Origin of the sequence: Pseudomonas sp. MWU12-2345, from assembly GCF_023242385.1 — a bacterium.
Lineage (GTDB): Bacteria > Pseudomonadota > Gammaproteobacteria > Pseudomonadales > Pseudomonadaceae > Aquipseudomonas > Aquipseudomonas gingeri_D.
On record NZ_JALLJA010000013.1, the window covers coordinates 1 to 19,312 of the forward strand.

19 protein-coding genes are annotated in these 19,312 nt (G+C 56.6%); 5 read left to right on the forward strand and 14 right to left on the reverse strand.

All coding sequences use genetic code 11. The annotated features are described in order from the left end of the window. Positions 1-289 precede the first annotated feature (289 nt). Entirely contained in the window at positions 290-721 is a 432-nt protein-coding gene (locus M5C71_RS22765) for a hypothetical protein (protein ID WP_248768769.1), read from the reverse strand. A 91-nt stretch (positions 722-812) separates the two neighbouring features. Further along, complete coding sequence (locus tag M5C71_RS22770; RefSeq protein WP_248768770.1) at positions 813-1,085, reverse strand: hypothetical protein; 273 nt, start codon at positions 1,083-1,085, stop codon at positions 813-815. 547 nt (positions 1,086-1,632) lie between these two features. On the opposite strand from M5C71_RS22770, the gene M5C71_RS22775 reads away from it, so the two are divergent. From M5C71_RS22775 to M5C71_RS22785, 3 genes are all read left to right on the forward strand, one after another. Then, positions 1,633-1,980 carry a hypothetical protein gene (locus M5C71_RS22775; RefSeq protein ID WP_248768771.1) on the forward strand — a complete coding sequence of 116 codons (348 nt, stop codon included), beginning with the start codon at positions 1,633-1,635 and terminating at the stop codon, positions 1,978-1,980. Positions 1,981-2,442: 462 nt separating this feature from the next. Then, positions 2,443-3,273 (forward strand): hypothetical protein, encoded by an 831-nt coding sequence (locus M5C71_RS22780; RefSeq protein WP_248768772.1) that lies wholly within the window; start codon positions 2,443-2,445, stop codon positions 3,271-3,273. A gap of 146 nt (positions 3,274-3,419) precedes the next feature. Next, a complete protein-coding gene (locus M5C71_RS22785; protein WP_248768773.1) occupies positions 3,420-4,388 on the forward strand; it encodes a DUF3298 domain-containing protein in 969 nt (322 codons plus the stop codon). Positions 4,389-4,737: 349 nt separating this feature from the next. Here the strand turns inward: M5C71_RS22785 and M5C71_RS22790 are convergent, their stop codons facing one another. The 5 genes from M5C71_RS22790 to M5C71_RS22810 all read right to left on the reverse strand — a co-directional run bounded on the left by M5C71_RS22790 (position 4,738) and on the right by M5C71_RS22810 (position 9,897). After that, the gene (locus M5C71_RS22790) at positions 4,738-6,207 is read right to left on the reverse strand and encodes a hypothetical protein (RefSeq protein ID WP_248768774.1); all 1,470 of its coding nucleotides are present in this window, start codon (positions 6,205-6,207) and stop codon (positions 4,738-4,740) included. Positions 6,208-6,556: 349 nt separating this feature from the next. Then, the gene (locus tag M5C71_RS22795) at positions 6,557-7,372 is read right to left on the reverse strand and encodes a DUF4824 family protein (RefSeq protein WP_248768775.1); all 816 of its coding nucleotides are present in this window, start codon (positions 7,370-7,372) and stop codon (positions 6,557-6,559) included. After that, a complete protein-coding gene (locus M5C71_RS22800; RefSeq protein ID WP_248768776.1) occupies positions 7,369-8,436 on the reverse strand; it encodes a DUF2157 domain-containing protein in 1,068 nt (355 codons plus the stop codon). The genes M5C71_RS22795 and M5C71_RS22800 overlap by 4 nt, the downstream gene beginning before the upstream one ends. A gap of 182 nt (positions 8,437-8,618) precedes the next feature. Then, on the reverse strand, positions 8,619-9,419 hold the full coding sequence (locus tag M5C71_RS22805; protein ID WP_283094050.1) for a PhzF family phenazine biosynthesis protein: 801 nt from the start codon (positions 9,417-9,419) through the stop codon (positions 8,619-8,621). Positions 9,420-9,498: 79 nt separating this feature from the next. Beyond that, positions 9,499-9,897 carry a GFA family protein gene (locus tag M5C71_RS22810; RefSeq protein ID WP_248768778.1) on the reverse strand — a complete coding sequence of 133 codons (399 nt, stop codon included), beginning with the start codon at positions 9,895-9,897 and terminating at the stop codon, positions 9,499-9,501. 519 nt (positions 9,898-10,416) lie between these two features. Between M5C71_RS22810 and M5C71_RS22815 the strand changes: the two genes are divergently transcribed. After that, positions 10,417-10,764, forward strand: a complete 348-nt coding sequence (locus M5C71_RS22815) for a hypothetical protein (RefSeq protein ID WP_248768779.1) — start codon at positions 10,417-10,419, stop codon at positions 10,762-10,764. A gap of 178 nt (positions 10,765-10,942) precedes the next feature. Here M5C71_RS22815 and M5C71_RS22820 read toward each other — a convergent pair whose 3' ends face one another. Together M5C71_RS22820 and M5C71_RS22825 are read right to left on the reverse strand one after the other, a co-directional pair. Then, on the reverse strand, positions 10,943-11,113 hold the full coding sequence (locus tag M5C71_RS22820) for a hypothetical protein (RefSeq protein ID WP_178130051.1): 171 nt from the start codon (positions 11,111-11,113) through the stop codon (positions 10,943-10,945). Positions 11,114-11,350: 237 nt separating this feature from the next. After that, positions 11,351-12,298: an SDR family NAD(P)-dependent oxidoreductase gene (locus M5C71_RS22825; RefSeq protein ID WP_248768780.1), complete on the reverse strand. Its 948-nt coding sequence runs from the start codon at positions 12,296-12,298 to the stop codon at positions 11,351-11,353. 113 nt (positions 12,299-12,411) lie between these two features. Here M5C71_RS22825 and M5C71_RS22830 point away from each other — a divergent pair, with 113 nt between their 5' ends. Then, complete coding sequence (locus M5C71_RS22830) at positions 12,412-13,026, forward strand: TetR/AcrR family transcriptional regulator (protein WP_177103592.1); 615 nt, start codon at positions 12,412-12,414, stop codon at positions 13,024-13,026. 79 nt (positions 13,027-13,105) lie between these two features. Here M5C71_RS22830 and M5C71_RS22835 read toward each other — a convergent pair whose 3' ends face one another. The 5 genes from M5C71_RS22835 to M5C71_RS22855 all read right to left on the reverse strand — a co-directional run bounded on the left by M5C71_RS22835 (position 13,106) and on the right by M5C71_RS22855 (position 19,308). Continuing rightward, positions 13,106-13,774 carry a hypothetical protein gene (locus M5C71_RS22835; RefSeq protein WP_177103594.1) on the reverse strand — a complete coding sequence of 223 codons (669 nt, stop codon included), beginning with the start codon at positions 13,772-13,774 and terminating at the stop codon, positions 13,106-13,108. Next, positions 13,771-15,063, reverse strand: a complete 1,293-nt coding sequence (locus tag M5C71_RS22840; protein ID WP_152739971.1) for an ATP-binding protein — start codon at positions 15,061-15,063, stop codon at positions 13,771-13,773. Before M5C71_RS22840 ends, M5C71_RS22835 begins: the two co-directional genes overlap by 4 nt. Positions 15,064-15,181: 118 nt before the next feature. Continuing rightward, positions 15,182-15,400 carry a hypothetical protein gene (locus tag M5C71_RS22845; RefSeq protein WP_152739970.1) on the reverse strand — a complete coding sequence of 73 codons (219 nt, stop codon included), beginning with the start codon at positions 15,398-15,400 and terminating at the stop codon, positions 15,182-15,184. A 467-nt stretch (positions 15,401-15,867) separates the two neighbouring features. Next, positions 15,868-17,505 carry a fatty acid--CoA ligase gene (locus tag M5C71_RS22850; protein ID WP_152739969.1) on the reverse strand — a complete coding sequence of 546 codons (1,638 nt, stop codon included), beginning with the start codon at positions 17,503-17,505 and terminating at the stop codon, positions 15,868-15,870. Positions 17,506-17,529: 24 nt separating this feature from the next. Continuing rightward, positions 17,530-19,308 (reverse strand): acyl-CoA dehydrogenase C-terminal domain-containing protein, encoded by a 1,779-nt coding sequence (locus M5C71_RS22855; RefSeq protein ID WP_248768781.1) that lies wholly within the window; start codon positions 19,306-19,308, stop codon positions 17,530-17,532. Positions 19,309-19,312: the final 4 nt, after the last annotated feature.

Consider the following 19,312-nt stretch of genomic DNA (forward strand, 5'->3'; position numbering starts at 1 on the left):
ACATGGCGGTTTTTTTGTTTGATGGGGCCAAATCCTTTTGTCAGGTCAATCTGCGCTCCAGGATGTGAGGAATTCGTGAAAAGACTGTCGCAGAATGCGAAATCCCTGCTGAGCGTGCCGCTTCTTCGCACCCTAGGTGTTCAGTCTCGGAGAGTCATGGTGCATCCTTAAGCACCGAGCAAGAGGATGCATTATGGAAGGACGTCTTCATGGTTCAACCCGGACAACGCCGCGAATTCGAGCCGAGCTAGCGTGCCCACAACCAACGTCGATGGGGGAATAGCTGTACCTAGACCAGCCGTCCCCACACTTGAACGAGCCCGACAAAATGGGCCATACCAAAACCTGTGCAGACTGCCGAGCTGATCAGAATGAATCGAGTGGTTCTGCCGGTATTTTTCAAGATGAAAAATCCTGCGAATCCCCGAAGCAGGTAAACGAGCGTTATAGCACTTAGCACGGGTCGCAACAGTGGTAACGGTCTAATCACCGACGCGCCGGACAGGGCATAGAGAGCCCAGACCGTGAGGATCAGCGCGATTCCAATTGTGACGATTGCCGGAAATGCTCTTCCCGCCTCCGCTGCGCGAACAAAGCGTTTTCCTGCGCCGGCAAACTGGTATCCGGCAGGACCTGCAATGACAACGCCTATGTGTAAAGCGGCAGCCATGGCGCTGCAGGCCGCACCTATGACGAGTGCTTGATTGTATTCCTCGACCACATTTTATCCTTCCTTGAGTGCCCGAGACAGAGACATCTCGGAACGGGCCCGCGTCGCCGCTTACGGAGATGGCGGAACCAAACGATGACGTTTATTTATTGCTCTTGCGGTGCAGCAGGACAAACAAACCGATCAGTTGCATCCCCACCACGACCATGACCACCCTCTTCCCTCCGATGCCGAGGCCAGCCACCCAGTCGATAAAAAGCAGCAAGAGCGCTACGCACACGGGAAGCATACAAAGGATGTACAAGACTCTGATCAGCTTCCGATTACGTCGTGCCCATGTGGACGGCCCGTCTGCTTGGGCTACAGAGTCCAGAGGGCCCAGGAACTCCAGAAGAGCAATGAATAGATCGATCATGATGTGTTCTAGCGCAATGGTTTCGACAGGAGGTGTGTGGCTTCAATTGGAACGTGCCTTTGTAACGGCTGCGTTTGAGTTTTCTGCATCCTCCTCATGACTACCAACGCCCACCTTGGCTCGAAAGCAGTCTGCCATCAACGGTACCTTTCAACCAGCGGGATCGAACACAGGGCCAGTGGTGCTCACGGTCTCTCACTGGAGCCGGCAATTTCAGCGTCCGGCAAGAGTTCTCTCTTTCCCTTGAGTGAAATTTCCTAGAAAATCCTGACCGCTTGCGCCTGCCCATATCGCTGGTTATCTTCGATCCGTCACTGCACATCAGTGACAGGGTTTGGTAGCCCTCGGTGTAACTAGGCGCAAAGCGCCACCTTGAGCAAGGCGCTTTTTTTCGGCCTCAGCTTTTATGGTGGTCGTGCGCAGGGCGTCCGCGGACGCGCCGGGTTCCTAGTGCACCGGTCTACCAACCTGCGTACGGCCGCCACCCTTCAATCGTTTGGTAGCGATGGTGACGGCTTCAATACATGCACTTGGAGTACCTCGTACTATGTTCAAGCCCACCCCCAATCCGCCTGCAACCTCAAACATCGAAAGCATCGACCCTCGTATCGCCGACCGTGCTTTGTCTCACTACAACCTCGGTCCGAAGGCAAGCGTCAAACCAGCGCCTGTCACCGTGTTGCATGAGCATCTGAATGAGCCCGGGAGCCAGGAAGACGCTCTGACCAACGTCTACTCGATTCTGCAATCCGCGGCGGCCACGGCCTATGAGCACGCCGACAACCAGACCGGTTCGAACCGCAAGGTGGCGATGGGTGTGGTTCATCTGATCGAACTCGCACAGCTCAAAATGGACTCAGTACTGGATGGGCAAGCGGTCAGCACCGGCGGCTGACCACGTTCTACGGAGAGCGGAAAGCCTGGCTTTCCGCTCGTTCGGCTCCGAAGTTCAACGGCCATGTCAGCCCCCCTCAGTCGATTGCCTGCGCCCTGCTCGGACCGACCCCATGCTGTGTGCGACGCAGTTGAACCACCACAGGCGGAATCAAGATACTGATCGCTGCCGCCGCATAAATGGCTGCCGTTGCTCACCTGTGATGCCTGTTCGCTGACAGACTGTCAACTTGCTGAATGGATTGCTGAATGTTCAAGCAAGCGGCCTGAGAAACTTCACTTGGACCGAGGATGATGTCAAGGTAATAGCCTATTGCTTTGATCAATTCGGCCAGAGCCACGTGCTTCACCGCTTGGTCAATTTCAAATGGACTTGCTGTGTTAGACATTCAGGGGAAATGTGATGCTTATGCGCTGGTGTGCCCCGTGGCTGTTGTATCTTGCTGTGAGCCAGGTTTGGGCTGTGGAAGCCGAACCCCAGAAGCTGATCACTTCAACTGTCGGCGATACGAGCGTCCAAGTGTCCGTGCTGAAGGCGAAGTCTCAGTCGGATGACGACAAAAAAATCGTGACCTTGACGCGAGAAGGTTCACAGCCGATCACGCTCAGAAACTTCGACTTCGACGTGCTCTATACAGACCCCGACCCCACCCATGCGCCGAACATGATCGTGGTGGGCCGCAGTGGTGGCGCTAATTGTTGCCATACGTTGCACATCATCAGTTTTGCTCCATCACTGCATAAACAAGATATCGAGGCTTACAACTCGGATCAGTTCGATATGCAGGAGGTTGCTCATGGCGGACCGGTATTGGGTTTCTTCGATTTCAGTTTCGCGTTTTGGTACCACTCATTCGCAGGCAGCCCTGCACCGCCAGTCTCGCTCAGTTGGGATGCCATACAAGGACGCTATGTGCTGAACGTCGCTGGCATGCGCAAACCGGCGCCATCGGATGTCGAGCTGAAGGAAGATACGCAGGCGCTCCTGCTGGAAGAGGTCGGTACCAACGATCTGTGGCCACCCGCCCTGCTATGGCGTGACATGCTGACGTACATCTATTCAGGCAACAGTGCGTCGGCCCGAACCTTGATGGATACAGCATGGCAACCGAAATGGGGTGAAAAACAGCTGTTTTTTACCTGCTTTAGCCAGAAGCTGCACGCAGGCTGGCTCTGGAACTACATGGACATCGGTCACTTAATGAAGGCCGACGGCGACTTTCCCAAACCGATAAGTGTACCGGAGAGCTGTACACAGTCAGCGCCGGAGCGGACCCCGACGAGCCATATATAACAAAGTCCTCGCCGGTTGTAAGTCGTATACCATTTCCGTTTTTTGGCAAGGATGTGCCATGCCCCTCCGAGACTGAACACCTAGCAAGCAGTTTATTGATCTGTATTCGTAGCGCTCGGTTTTCCCAAAGCTCAAGGAGTGTTGAAATGATTAAGCGTGCTCTGGTTATAGCGTGTCTGATACCAACGATTGCGTCTGCCGCGAGTTTCGATTGCGACAACGCCCATTCACCTTTGGAAAAAGCCGTGTGCGCCGATCCGGCGCTATCAACGTTGGATAGCTCAATCGCAACGTCGTATAACGCCGCGTTGCAACGCCTGTCGTCGGACGGACAGACCATCCTGCGAGACGGGCAACGACAATGGTTGCAGTTCGTACGAGATCTCTGTTTCACGCCTCAGGATGCCTCCGAAGTCGGATTCTGCCTGACTAAGCGCTATACGGATCGCCTCAAAGACCTTTCTACCGCGGCGGTTACGATTGGGCCCTACCTGTTCAGCCGTAGCGACTACTTTTCCGCGACCACTCACGACAAAGCTGGCCGGCCGTACGAAATTCACGCTGGCGCACCACGAATCGATGCACCGTTGTCACCAGCGATTGCGTCATGGAATGACGCAATGGAAAAAAAACGGATGATGCGCGCGGTTGACTCGGATTGCGGCTCTAGACATGGCGACGAATACTCCAGCCTTGAAGTGAACTACGCTTCCGCGAAGGTAATCAGCGTCAAGGCGACAGACTGGGAATACTGCCATGGCACGCCGCATGGCCAAGGCGGAACGATCGGCCTCACGTACATCATCGAGCCGCGCCTCCATACTCTTGAAGCTACGGATCTGTTCAACATAGACACCGCCTGGAAAGACTTTTTGACCAGCCGAAGCTACGAGGCCATCAAAAAGAAAGCTGACGGCACGTCAGTAGAACGCGATAGGGTCGAGCGCGCCGCAATCAACATCCGTGGCTGGACGCTTACACAAGACGGCTTGCTCATTACTATTGATCCATACGCGGTGCTCGCCTACGCGTTTGGGACGACCGAGGTCATCATTCCGTGGAGCGACCTGAAGCCCTTTCTTGCGCCAAACGCGCCTATTCCACCCCAGACCTGACGTTTGTAAATACCATTGGCCGCGAGCCTCCAGCGAAGGCATCAGGTGGCCGGTTTTTACTGCAATCAGTGGGGCGTAGGGTGCGTCACCAGCCGTATTTTTCAAGCCTCTAACGAAACACCGCAGACATAACGGCAATCCTATTCGATGTGCCTGATCAGAGTGAACTGACCAGGAGAAAAAGCGAGACGTTGATCCAGCAGCGGATAGACACTATTAGAGGCTCTCGGCGTGATATTGAAAGGTCCATTTCGGACCTGAGCTTCCAACCCGTGGAGGCAGATTGAGCCGCTGATGGCGCTCCATGTAGAGCGGAAACGGGAAGCCAAGCTTCCCGTTCCAGGTGGTTTTACTCTACCGACTTGATCGTCCACTTCCCGTACCATTTGGGCGGGCCGTTACCGACATACTCGAGCGGTACAAACAATCCATACACCTCCAGGTAGGCGTAAGTCGCGACGCCTTGCCCCCAGTCGTAGTCCTTGCCGGTACAGCTGAGTACCTTGGCGTTGCCCGTCAGGTTCGGGTAATAGTCGCTGGCAGGCTGCTGCGATTCAACGTTGCACGTGACGCTATAGTCCAACGGTATCCCAGGCACATCACCAAAGGTGAACGATATCTGCAGGGTGTATCGCAACTGCGCACCAACCGGCATCTTCGCCCAGTCGCCCTTGAACCTGAGATCGATGGCGGGTGGGCGGTCACTGATAGTCGGCCCACTCACAGGGGTGTAGTAGCTACTTTTGCTCAGGGTGATCAGGCCTCGAAAACTGACATCGACCTCCTGATTTGGCGAGACTTGGCGATGTTCAATCAATAATTTTCCCGCGCCGCTCGACTCGTAGTATGAATCGCGTCCCCAGCGCATCAAGTTATAGAGCCCTGATCGCTTTGCCTCTTCCATGTCGTCGGACGCCAGGCGCAGGTGCTGGATACTTTTCTGCGGTGCAGGCATGTTCAATGCCTTGATGGCCTTCAGGACAGGGGCCGCGATCACCTGTGGTGGCAACTCAAAGCCTGATTGCTTACGCCCTTCATAATGCGGGTACTGATCCAATGACTGCGGTTTGCCACAAGCCAACTGAAACAATTGGCGCTCATCAGCTTGCAGAAGACTGCTGCTTTTAGGAACCCGTTTTTCCCGCCACGTCGAGCCGATGACATAGCTGTCCGCGCCAAAGTAGAAGTCACTCAAGAGGGTAAGCTGTTGATGCGAACAATTTGCCCTCCACCACTGCCTTGACTGCTTATACACGGCCGTTCTGTCGGGCGTCAGCATCTCGCGGGCCGGGACTCGGGCGCTCCAGAAGATGACCTCATCCCCCTTCACCTTCAGGCTGGCGCGGTCGATCAGTTGCCAATCCTGATGGTCGGGTGTTGCGACGACGCGCCAGTCGGTCAGTGCAGTTTGAGCGCAGGCCTGTTTAAGCTGCGCGCCCTGCAAATACTGCTTTTTTTGCTCACTCGGTAGCTGCCCGATTTCCTCCGGGTGAGCTTGTGAGCCATCAGAAAACAGCTTCATTCCACCGGAAGTGTAAAAAAGCATCCGCGCAGTGGGCTGACTGCAATCGGAGATGAAGCGCACCATGTAGCGGTGCCCTAACTCCGACGGTGTGATCACGGCATAGGTGATCTGATCGCCTTTACGCACGATTAAGTTCGGCTCTGGCGGCTCGTTCAAAACAGCGTTGAACACCTCAGGCCCTGATGAGACAGCAGGCGGTGAATAAGATCCGAACCCGCTCGTTTGGCATCCTGAAAGTGCCAGGGCGAGAGTGAGCAAAGGAAAACAGCTGAAGCGGTGAAACGAAGCATCCATGCGGGCGTACTTAATCGACAGAAAGATGGCACTTTAACATGAATGCGATTCCGTCACTGAGGATGACAGTGGTGCATGCTTCAGCATCCTCGGCGCCTAATCGAAACAGCCACAAGCGATCGGGTTAAACTACCGGCGCCTCGTATGGACACTCGGACTGAATGCCCCCCTGAAAAAATCACCTCACTATCACTCCTCCTACTGACCTGCCTGCCATTACCAGGGTGGTCAGTTTGGTACGAGGTTCGCGATTACACCGACGCCCTGGGCAGCCGTTCGGTGCATATGTGGCTGCAGACATATGTGTGGCTGCAACAAGGCAACCCAGCAAGGTCAATGACAGCTATTACTATTTTGCCGTCGCCGCCACCATCCATGGTTCAAGTCGTTTACCAAAAGCAATCGCTGCCTCAAATGAAGGCGACCCGCTATTTGATGCGGAGTAACCGTTTTCCTGAACGGTTCGCTGCATCGGCTCAAATACAGACCTGAACGTAAACGGCACGTTGATGTTTTCAGCCCCCCTCTGATTGACATAACCTATAAGCATTGCCTGATTATTATGAGTGTAAACCATCGCTCGGACCTGTCCACGGACAATGCTGTATTGAGTCGTATCCGGGTACTTCGCACGCAGGGCTTCGCGGCTTACGCCAGCGTCAACAATGAATAGTCGACTGCTCATAGTCTGCTCTCTAGCCAGCGTTGTTGGCTGTTTTTTATTTAATTCGGCTGCTTCCATCTTCCTGGCAACCTCAACCGCGTGTTGATATGCTCGACCATTAAATTCCAAAACTATAAATACCTGTCTGGAATGTTGTTTTTGATAGTAAGCGCGGCCCTGTTCCGTATCGGCCGGTGCTGAAACATCAAATCCCAATTCAGCAAGCTTCTCCTTGCCAAACCATCCATCACTGTCCTCTTCGCCGGAAGCCCCCATGCTAAAAGGGCCGGTAGACCTCGCTATCAGTCTTAGCGACATCCCACTATTGTCAGCACCCTCCCTTCCACCATAAGGAACTTGCAATTCACGCTGCGACAACTTAAGCACACTCTCGGGCGTTCCACTTTTGTTGTATGCAACGCCCAGCAGCACGACCACATTTGTGATCAAAATCAACCCTACTCCGGCGATCAACGAGTGTCGACGCGTCCAGTTCATCATTTCGCCTCCCCGGACTGTGCTGTCCTCAACCGCTTGAGAACAACGAGTATGAGCACAGCCGTCAGAGCCAGCACGAAAAAGAACAAATATTTCGGCATAGACGCCCACCACCAATCGTAAAGTTTGGTGTAAAGGAAAACCACGAAAAACGTCATGCCAGTGTTCACCACTTCCGGCCAATAATTTCGTATGCCGAGCCAAATTGCGCCGCTACTAAAAAGGAAGCCTGCGACCTGATAACAATGTTTGATAAACACTGGATCAGCTTCAAAATAACTGCCACCACCCCAATTGGCTAATACCAGCATGGGCAGAAACAATGTCAGAAAAGAAAAGATTCGGTATATCACAGCAAATCCGGAAAAATCCCGGTGCGGCACAAATAGCGCCACAAGAAAGAGTAAAATCGCAGCAGGAAAAAAATTCTCTGGTCGATCACCAAGGTCAAGCCAATACATGCCACCCCACGTCCCGGCACGAGCAGCAATGAAGCCAACAAGGCAAAGAATGCCGGCGGCAAGCAGCAAACGCAACTTACATGTATATGCCAGAAGGAGTGCTAATGCCGCCCAGACAATCAAGGCGTTGTCAGATGAAGTAATATTGAAGATTTGCCCAAGCATCGTAATATCGAGAACGAAACAGGCAAATGCCACCAGGGCCGCTAGTTTAGTGAAGTAACCGGTAGCGTCGTTACTTTGTATCCACATCGTGCCAAGAAAAGTGCCTAGCGGAGCCAATACCAGTGTCGTGACCTGCGCCGGGGTAGAGAACATCCCCCAGAATTTATAGAAGAGGAAGAAAATGCTTGCCGCCAAGGCCAGCGCCCCCAGAAACGAGGCAGCACGCATGCCGATCGAGAGTTGCCGAGATGCCGTCGTTCGATCGATGTCGAACGAGCGAGTATAGCTGTCCAGCAAGTCGCGATGATGGTAGGCCACCGAGTCCCGCTGCTCTTCTGAAAGCGTAAGTACACCATGCTGCTCAAGCCGTTCCAGCTCTTGCTGGAATACCCTGATATCGTCTGCACGCTGCTGTGCATCTGTTTGCGTGAATGCGGTCATAGAGACATCCATTTCTGAGGCGAACGCTTGATGGGTAGCTCGAAAACCCGATGCCACGTCGCAACCTAGTCAATCGCATGCCGAATGTCCACATTGCGCGATCCAGACTGTCTTCGATAGGTGAGTAGGCGGTTCCCCCTTACCGCAGGTTGTGGAGCCGACGGAGCAGGAAAACGCTGTTGTCATGCTTCGTAAACCAAGCCTCCAACGCTGATCAACCCATCACAATTCGACGCGCTGATTTGACACCTATTTCCCAGCATGACGCCTTGATGCAGGATGATGTTTCTTGCCAGGAGTACGCTGAGCGCGCCTGCGGCCACCCCCGTTGCAGCATCCTCCAGGCTCTCCTCCAGATGATTGAAATTACGTCCCTCGTACTGATGTATTTCGCGGTGCGCGTAGGCGTAAATGCCGCTCACGGCGGCCCCCTTCCCCCATGCGACAATCCCATTCAGGTGGGGGCGCAATGCGTACAACGCCTCGGGACTAACCATTTCAACCAATAGCTTGGGGCTGCCGATTGATGCGATGGCCGCCGGGGTCTTGATCGCTGATTCCGTGCAGCCAAGCAGTTCTGCAACGGCGCCGATGGTGGGCACAGGCCTTTTCACATGATCAGGCTCGACGCTGATATGCAGTTCATTTCCTGCATGCGCGAAGGTCAATACCTGTTTGTGCATGACCGTCAGTGCTGACCCTGAATACTCAGCGACATGATGGGTCTGCATGTAATGCGCAGCCGCCAGGGATGCGTGCAGACAGAGGGGACTTCGAGCATGCGGGTAATAAAAATCGAGAACGCACGGTCCGATACCGTCTTCCATTGTGTTGATGAAGACGCAGGCATTGGCCTTCTGTTCGGCTGCGAATTTTTGCCGCTCAGCGACCGACCATTCGGAGGAACCCCTTTGAAAAATGACCAAAGCTTCATTTCCACTGTTCGGGCCTGTTCCGAAACATCTAAATCGCTTTAAGTGCATTTTTTACATTCACACGTGGTGGGTAATGGGTATTCAGGGTGAGGACGCCACGATGATCTTCTCATCCGTTTGGGTCAGCTTACTTTTTGTCTAACGGGTGGTTACGTCCGTTACTCACCGGCACCATGCCCAAGTCTGCAGGGTCAACACCGTCCAAGCAGCCAACGTTGTAAGCGCACTGTGAGGGATCGATTCGCCTGATGTGATGGGTGTACACCCCACAGACGGAACAGAAATAGTGGCTGGCCTGCTGGGTGTTGAAGTGATAACTCTTCAGCACGTCGGCCCCTTTCAGGATCTTCAGGCCCGTGAGGGGAACGGTGCCCATAACGGCGCCTCGCCTCTTGCAAAGTGAACAGTTGCATCGTTTCGGATCAACCACGCCGTTCGGTAGTTCCAGCTCAAGCACCACCTCCCCACAGTGGCAGGAAGCGTTGTGAACCGGTTTGATTTCTGTCTCACCAATACGTTTGATCATCGGTTTCGTCCTTGTACGGCACGGTTGACTCCACAGTACCCGCAGATTACCGAAGCGCCAGGCTGGGCGCACTCTGATTGACCAGGGTCGGGAGGCTACGACGCAGCGCTCCCCAGATTCTTTCAAGGGAGCTACAGGCGGGACTATACGGCCAACCGCCCTCTCCCCCCTCACGGAAGCCTGTCATTTCAGCGGCACGCAAGAGATCTCTCTTTCCCTTGACTGAAATTTCCTAGAAAATCCTGACCGCTTGTTTGCGCCTGCTCCCGCCGCTAGGCTTCGACTCGTCACTGCTCATCAGTGATCGGGTTTAGTCGCCCGGAAGTTCTACATTGGGCGCACAAGCGTCACCTCCCTGTCGGGCACAATTTTTATTGCCCTGCTTTATGGTGGCTGTGCGCAGGGCGCCTTCGGGCGCGCCGGGTTCCCAATGTTCCGGTCGACTAACCTGTGTACAGCTGCCACCCCCTCGTTTAGTCGCGATGACTGGCAGTTCCACTTAACATTGGAAGTGCGAATATGTTCAAAGTAACCCCCAATCCGCCTGCAATATCCAACATTGAAAGCATCGACCCTCGTATCGCCGACCGAGCCCTGTCTTACTACAACCTCGGCCCGGACGTAGGCTCGAAACCTCCCCCCGTCACCATGTTGCGTGATCATTTGAATGAGCCCAAGAATCAGGAAGACACCCTGGTCAACGTCTATTCGATTCTGCAATCCGCGGCGGCCACGGCCTATGAGCACGCCGACAACCAGACCGGTTCGAACCGCAAGGTGGCGATGGGAGTGGTGCATCTCATTGAGTTGGCACAGCTAAAGATGGACTCGGTGCTGGATGAGCAAGCGGCCAGCGTCAGCATCTGACAACTCTAAAACGATAGATGAACGGGAAGCGGATCTTCCCGTTCATTAGTATAAAGCTCTACAACCGTATCAGCCCCTCAGGCCATTGCTTGATACCTGTTCGGACTGAGCAGAAAACCAATGCAGTGCCCGGCACCGTTGAACCACAACAGACGCAGCCTGACGACGACAGCAGAATTTAGAGCAGCCGCTTCAACCGTCTGCGAAGTCGCAGGTTATCTGCAGCCAAAGCAACAAGGGCGAGAAGGTTCAAGACCGCAAACCCATCAGCACCAGCAAAATGCCAAAACGCCCAGGACACGGCGGCCACCACCAGCGCGGTGAGAAGCAACAGGATGGAGTCCTTCATACGACGCCCCTGGCGTTGCGATACAACTGACGGCCTGGCAATTGAGGTTGGTACACGCCTGGATACTGTATCAGGCAGGCACTCAGCCAATGTCGATCGAGATTGTTGGGCCGACCGAACTGGATATTCGCGCACTCAGACAGCCCCACGGTCACCCTGGTGTTGAAACTTCTTTGACGTAGGCTTGGCAGGCTGTCGGGGCGATCAGTCCTGGGTCGCCATCACCAAAGATGCAGGCTAGGACAAGTCGACGCCGGAGACCTTGACGACGGCCTGCCACGCGGCTTCCTGGCTGGCGTGATCGTGGAGATGTGGGTGGCGCTGCGCCTCAATGGGGCCTGAGAACTTCCCTTGAGCCGAGGCGAAGAATTGCCCTGAGACGTCGGTTCCGAACTCCGACGCCTGGAGGTACCGACGGGCCGCAGTCTCCGGCGTCTGATTCATGCCGGGAATAAGGTTCGCGATTGGGATAAACAGATACTTCACGGCCAGGCCAGCTTGTCGCGAAACCTTGGTAGCGGTCGCGGCACCGGGCGACACGGCGTATACGGCCATGCCGGAAGGTAGCCGGCGGGCCAGCGCCGCGACCCACCAAGCGACAATCAGCTTCGCGTCGGCATACGCATTGTTGGGCACGTACTTCACGTTCGGCCCGTTGCGGATCAAGGCTTCCACAGCGGCGGTTTGGTCACCCCGGTAGTACTTGGCCGCGAAGGCTGGCACGTCGGTGTAGCGGAACATGGGTACACCCCCTCGGGCAGGCTCTGCACCGGCGATAACAATCCGTGCGTTGGGGCTCAGCAGGTTGGCACGAAGCAAGCCGACCGTCAGTTGATGATGGCCGATCAGCGGGGCCTGGGAAGCCTCGACGCCTGCGGCCGTGATCACGCGCTCCTTGCCTGGAACCATCCCTGCATTGAGCAGCAGGAAATCGATCGGCCGACCGCGCTTGACCAGCTCGGCGAGGGCGGACTCGACGCTGGCCGGCGAGTTCAGATCCAGCTCCAGCGGCGTGAAGACCTGCGCCTTGGTCTGCGCCGCGAGCTGAGCGGCCGTCTCCTGGGTCCGGGCCAGGCTGCGCCCGGTGACGATAATCTCGCGCCAGTCCTCTCCGGCAAGAGTGCGGGCTGCCGCATAACCGAGCCCGGAGGTGGTGCCGGTGACGAGTGCGATCGAATGTTCCATAGGTGTCTCCGTGGTGAAACGTGAAGCCCCGCGAAGCCGGAGCCGGCTTGCCAATTTAGAACTATTCAGTTATATATTTGCGAAACAACCATTGTCAACGAGTTTTGAACTAAATGATTCAAAATACAGCTAGGCCGCGGGGCCGACCGCGCAGCTTCGACGAAGCGGGGGCGCTGGAAAAGGCGACCCAGGTGTTTCGGTCGAAGGGCTACGACGGAGTGACGATCGACGATCTCGTCGCCGGCATGGGTGTGGGACGACCGAGCCTGTATGCCGTCTTTGGGGACAAGCGGACGATATTCTTGCGTACCCTCAGGGCGTATGCGGAGAGGAAAGGCGCTCTCGCAGCCAAAGCCCTCCTCTCGCCAGGGACTCTTCGCGACTCGCTCACCAGCTTCCTGAGGCAGGCCGTAGAAAGTGCGACCGAGAAAGGTTCTGCCCCAGGCTGTCTTCTCGTGTGCGTCGCGCCGCTTGTGAACGACCCCGAGGTCCGGCAGTTCCTGCAGAACGCGGGAGCTGGCGCGGTGACGCTAGTGGAAGGCCGTTTCCGGGACGGGATCAGCGCGGGAGAAATCCCGTCTGACTTTCCCGTAACCGCGCGCGCAATCCAAGTCACGGATCTAGCGCGTGGGCTGACCATGCGTGCGCAGATGGGCACGCCGCGCACGACGCTCCTCAAAGACGCTGAGGAAGCGGCCGACCTGGTGCTCCTGTCGCGGCGCGTCTGACGGGTTGCCGGAAACAATTCACGGAGAAATGACTGCACAGAAAGCAGAAAGGGGACAGCAGAAAGAGACAGGTTCGCGTCTAGTCCTGTCGAACAGACATCGGCAGGCCGCCTCCCTCCACTTCGATTTCCCTGGCAAGGAAAGGTGCTCGACGGCGCAAATAGTCCAGCGAGATATCGCCACTCGCAAAAGCGGTTGCATAGTCTTCACGAACCTTCAGGCAGTCACGGTCATTCAGATTCAGCCGCTCAATGGTGGCGAGCACACGAGCCTTGATCGCGGGATCAAGGTCAATCCCGGGAATGACCTGATAGCCGGTCAATTCGAGACGGAACCATCCTTCTTCGACCTCGAACGGATCCAGGACATCCTGATAGTGGTTCTTGCGGGCGTTCATCAACGTGCAGGCCAGTCGATAGTTTTGCCACTCATAGACATCCTGCCATGCACGAGACTTGGGCAGCATGTGATCCACCGAGCCCCCTCCAGTGACACGCTCGATGTAGATGCAGACATACGCGCACAGTCGACCGTATGCCTCCATCAAATCCGGTAAGGCTTCAGTCCAGAATGGCGGAAACTCATCACCCGGAATATCTTCTCGTGTTTCGGCTACTTTCTTCCTGGGCCGCCCCCTACGCTTTGGCAAGTCCGGCTCCCCCACCATTTCAGCAATGGCTCGAAGCCCCGGTTTCCTGACCTGTTCATTGAAGCTTTGAGGCTCATCCGCGGGTTCAACTCTAATCATGCGCCGCCCACCTTCTGCTCGCGGAAATGGCTCCAGCGGATCCAGAAGGAATCGACATCACTGAGGCTGCCGCGTAACGCTGAATCAATCTCTGCCAAGGTGCTCTGTTGCTCGGCCGTCAGTGGTGTCGGCTGAGAGGCCACCTCTCGCAAAAAGGCTCGGGCACGCTCCAGCGCTTCCTCGGCGGGGACAGAGCTGGGCTCCTTCAGGTTGAAAACCTCGGACGATAGCCAGGCATTCACATCCCCTTTGCGCGAGTACGGAAAGAGCGAAGCGTGAACCTCAGTCCCGACCAGGTCGAAATCCCAAATGCAATCACGATTGTCGTCAAACTCCGGTTCGACCGACGCCAGCACCAGCGGTGAATGGGTCGCCGCCAACAGTTGCACGGGCACCTCACGGGTACCGGTCAGCGCGTTCATGACATTCAGCAAGGCCGGAACAATTCGACGCTGCCATTGTGGGTGCAAATGGCACTCGATCTCGTCGATGAGAAAGATGATCTCTCTTGCCGGTGGGACTCGATAACGTTCGTAAGCAAGCTGATGCTCTCGCCATGTCCACACCAGCAGATAGGCCAGAGCCGCAATACGGCGCATTCCCGCCGACGCCTGGGTCAGCGGTACATCTTGTCCATAGGGCATGCGCAGCGAAGGAATATCCCTGACGCTGTCGCCCACCCGCATCGGCTCCCCGGGTCTCATCTTTTCTACGCCAGAGGGCGACAAAGCATCCAGCACCTTCACCAAGTCGTCGAAAGCGGGCTTGCCGCTTTCCTGCCACAGCACCCAGTCGCTGATCAGCCCATTGCACAGCTGGGTCTTGCCGTCGCTGGAGAGCAATCCGTTCCAGACGGCGTCAGGCGAGAAGTCAAAGCTTCGTGGACGGTTCGGTGCCGCCGCCTCTCCCTTGTCACTCTTCCAGTAGTTGCGAGCCGGGTCCCAAACCGAAAAACTGCCGTCCACTCCCGCGTATATCACCACCCCCGGAATCGCCGGGCGGCTCTGTTCGACCGACCACTGCTGGGCCTCATGGTCGAAGTCACTTTTGTAGGCAAAATCGCCGGTGCTGCCTTCGTAGCAGTAAGCAATACTCGACCGCTTGGCGTCCCTGCGGGGAGTGGCCATTCCCTCCCTGGGCCAGGTACGGGTAAGCGACCACCAGGCAATATCCAGCACGAAACTCTTGCCCAGGCCATTGTCTCCGGTCAGGAAGTTCAGGCGCGACTTGAAGTCAATGGCGAGCTTTTCAGCAGGGCCAACACCTTCGAACGTCAGGTTTTTAAGCATGGGCGGTGTCTCCAGTCATTCGGGCGCCAACGAATAGATACTGCGTGATGCCCCAAGGCCGTTGGGTGCTGTGTAATGGATCGCGATGGGCAGTCACACAAGGCACTTTTGCCGACTCTCAAGCAATCATTTTGAGGAAACGCAACCGACTCTCCAGTGCGTTGATCGCCCATTCTGGACAGGTCCTCGCACTGGCTTTTTCTGAGTCGGCAAGCCACGCTCGCACGCTGCGCACACTGCACGGACGCTTGGTTTCTTGAGCAATGAGCTCCGCCGCCCGGGCCTGGGTAATGTCAGCTTGCTCGATGAGCCATAGGAGCTTGTCTTTATGGGACATGGCAGGCCTCAGTAGATGCACATGTGCCTATTGTAACGCATGGGTACAGGCTCGTCGAAGGGGCTCTCTGACCCGATGCAAGGCAGAGCATGTGATCGTTACGGAGCTGCATCCCCTGCGCACGCATAGAGCTTTCCTTCGATGTAAGAAGTAGTAACTCTCCCCCAACACGGCGCTATCGATCATTCATACTTTAAATACATCCACACCGCACAGAAAATAAAATAGAAGATAACAAACCAAGAAAAACAGGCACTCCAAACAATCCATCGTATCAATGCCTTTGGCATGAGCGGAAGTTCATTTAACTCAATCAACCGATATCGACGAGAGAATGCCGGCATCATCAGAATCAGACTCATGTTGCCGTTACGGTAGCGCGTAAGGCACGAAAGCCTTGGTCACCACTACCGTGCCGAACACATTGACTTCGAATGGGCGACGCCCCTCTGCCTTCGATGCGCCCTTCAGCTCAACTCACTTTCCCGGATGCGCTTCTTGTCGATCTTCCCGACGCTGGTCCTCGGAATCTCGGTGACAAACTTGAACTGCTTGGGAATCGCCCACTTATTGATCCGCCCCTGCAGGACAAACGCTTGCAAGTGCATCACCAGCGTCTTGTGGTCGAGATACTGCCCAGGCTCGCACACCACCAGCGCCATCGGCCGTTCGCCCCACTGTTCATCCACAATGCCCACCACCGCGACCGACCTGACCGCCGCATGCTCGCTGATCAGGCTCTCCAGCTCCAGGGAACTGATCCACTCCCCTCCCGTCTTGATGACGTCCTTGATCCGATCCTTGATTTCCACCCCGCCCAAGGCGTCGATAGAGGCCATGTCACCGGTGTGCATCCAGCCATTGCGCCACAACTCGGCGCCCTTTTCCGGTTCCTTCCAGTAACCTTGGGTCAACCAGGGCGCGCGCACCACGATCTCACCCAAGGACTCACCGTCATGAGCGACGTCATTGCCACTGGCATCGATGATTTTCAGATCGACCATCGGCACCGGCGTCCCGGTCTTGATGCGCAGGGCCAACTGGGTGTGCATGGGTAATGCCAGCGCCTCTTCACGCAGGTAAGTCGTGCACAGCAACGGACAGGTTTCCGACATGCCATAACCACTGTGCACCTCAATCCCCCTGGCGCTTGCTTCGCTGGCAAGGCCCAGGGTCAGGGCACTGCCCCCCAGGAGCATTTTCCAGCCATCCAGGCGGGTCCTGGCCGCTTCCTCGCAGCCCAGGATCATTTGCAGAATGGTCGGCACACAATGGGAAAAGGTGACGTTCTCCTCACGATACAGCCGGACCAGGCTGTTGGGTTCGTAACGGCCGGGGTACACCTGCTTGAGCCCCATCAGGGTGGCGACATACGGCACACCCCAGGCATGCACGTGAAACATCGGCGTGATGGGCATGTACACATCATCGCAACGTAGCAGCGGTAGACTGGAGCCCAGCGTTCCCGCCGCATTCAAGGTGTGCAACACCAGTTGGCGGTGAGTGAAATAGACCCCCTTCGGCTGCCCGGTCGTGCCTGTGGTGTAGAACAGGGTGGCCACCGAGTTTTCGTCAAAGTCAGGGAAGTCGTACTGGTCCGTTGCCTGGGACAACAGCTGCTCATATTCACCCAGCACCGGCAGAGCCGTCTCGGCTGCCGTGTCGTCAGTGAGCTGCAGGTAACCTTTGACCGTACCCAGTTGCCCGTGGATCGGCTCGATCAAGGGCAGAAAATCATCATGCACCAGCACCAGGTCATCCTCGGCGTGGTTCATGGTATAGAGCACCTGATCCGGAGAAAGACGAATGTTCACGGTATGCAGCACCGCGCCGATCATCGGCACGGCAAAGAAACACTCCAGGTAGCGATGGCTGTCCCAATCGAGCAGAGCCACCGTGTCCCCGGCCTTGACCCCGGCAGCCGTCAAGGCATTGGCCAGTCGGCGGATACGCTGGTTGAGCGTCTGGTAGCTGTAGCGCAGTTTGTCGGCATAGACGATCTCCCGCCCAGGCTCGTAGCGAACCCCTGACAGCAGCAATCGCTTGATCAACAAGGGATAGGTATAAGCGCCTTGGGCCGGAGGAATGATTTTTGTCGCCATCATGGTTGAGGTTCCTTTTCCTTTCGATCAGAAGTGCGTTGCGTCCAGCTCGTACAGGCATTCGCTACCGGCCCTGAGCGAAGCGCTCAACGAGTGGATGCGTGGCAACAGGCGGGCAAAGTAGAAACGTGCGGTGCCCAGTTTGCTGACGTAGAAGCCCTCCTCCGCCTGCTTGCCCTTGGCCGCTCGGGCCATCAGCGCCCACATGTAGGCATAAGCGGTGTAGCCGAACACCTGCAGGTACTCGACCGAGGCGGCACCGATTTCGTTGGGCGTGTTCGTTGCCCGATCCAGCAACCACTCCGTCAGCTCGTCGAGGGTGTCCACGGCGGCGTTCAAAGGCTTGCAGAACTCGCCGAGTCCAGCGCCGGCGTTGGCGGTGAAATGGCGGATTTCAGCGGCGAACAAACGGTAGAGCGCCCCGCCGCTACCGACGATCTTGCGCCCGGCCAGGTCCAGTGACTGGATACCGTTGGTGCCTTCGTAGATCTGCGTGATGCGGACATCGCGAACCAATTGCTCCTGCCCCCATTCGCGGATGTAACCGTGGCCGCCGAAGATCTGCTGGCCATGCAACGTGGTCTCCAGCCCCATGTCGGTGAGAAACGCCTTGGCCACCGGGGTCAGCAACGACACCAGCTCCTGGGCGCGAGAACGGGTTGCCGGGTCCTCGCTGTACTTGGCGGTATCGAGTTGCAGGGCCACATAGCTGGAAAATGCCCGCCCCCCTTCATTCAAGGCCTTCATGGTCAACAGCATGCGCCGCACATCCGGATGCACGATGATTGGATCGGCGGCCTTGTCGATGGCCTGCGGGCCACTTGGTGCGCGGCTCTGGATGCGCTCTCGGGCATATTCGACAGCGTTCTGGTACGAGCGCTCGCCCAACGCCAGGCCCTGAATCCCCACCCCCAGGCGTTCGTAGTTCATCATGGTGAACATCGCCGCCAGGCCCTTGTTCGGCGCATCGACGATCCAGCCGGCGGCCCCATCAAAGTTCATCACGCAGGTCGCGGACGCCTTGATACCCATCTTGTGCTCAATGGAACCGCAGGACAGGGCGTTGCGCTCGCCCAGCGAACCGTCGGCATTCACTAACACTTTGGGCACCAGGAACAGTGAAATGCCCTTGGGGCCAGCAGGTGCATCCGGCAGCCTGGCCAGCACCAGGTGAATGATGTTTTCAGCCAGATCGTGCTCGCCGCCGGTGATGAAGATCTTGCTGCCGCTGATCCTGTAGCTCCCATCAGCCGAAGGCTCGGCCCGGGTTCGAATCAGGCCCAGATCGGTGCCGGCATGCGCTTCGGTCAGGCACATCGAGCCGGTCCAGACGCCGGCGTACAGGTTCGGCAGGTAACGCTCCTTGAGCGCCTGGCTGGCATGAACATTGATCGACAGGCAGGCACCGGCGGTCAGCATCGGGTATAGACCGAAAGACAGGCTGGCTGAACTGACCATCTCCTCGACCTGGGCCGAAATGGCCTTGGGCATGCCCATGCCGCCGAACTGCGGGTCGCCGCCCACGCCCACCCAACCGCCTTCGGCGAACGCCCGGTACGCCGCGACGAAACCGTCCGGGACGGTCACTTTGCCGCGGCTCCATGTGCAGCCTTGTTCGTCGCCACTGCGGTCCAGCGGCGCAATCACTTCGGCACTGAGCTTGCCGGCCTCTTCGAGGATCGCGACGGCCGTCGCTTCATCGATCACCTCGGCCAGGCCTGGCAGCCGGGCCCATAGCGTGGGCGCCTCGAAGACCTCGTTGAGGACAAAGCGCATATCGCGCAAAGGGGCTCTGTAATCAGACATCGTT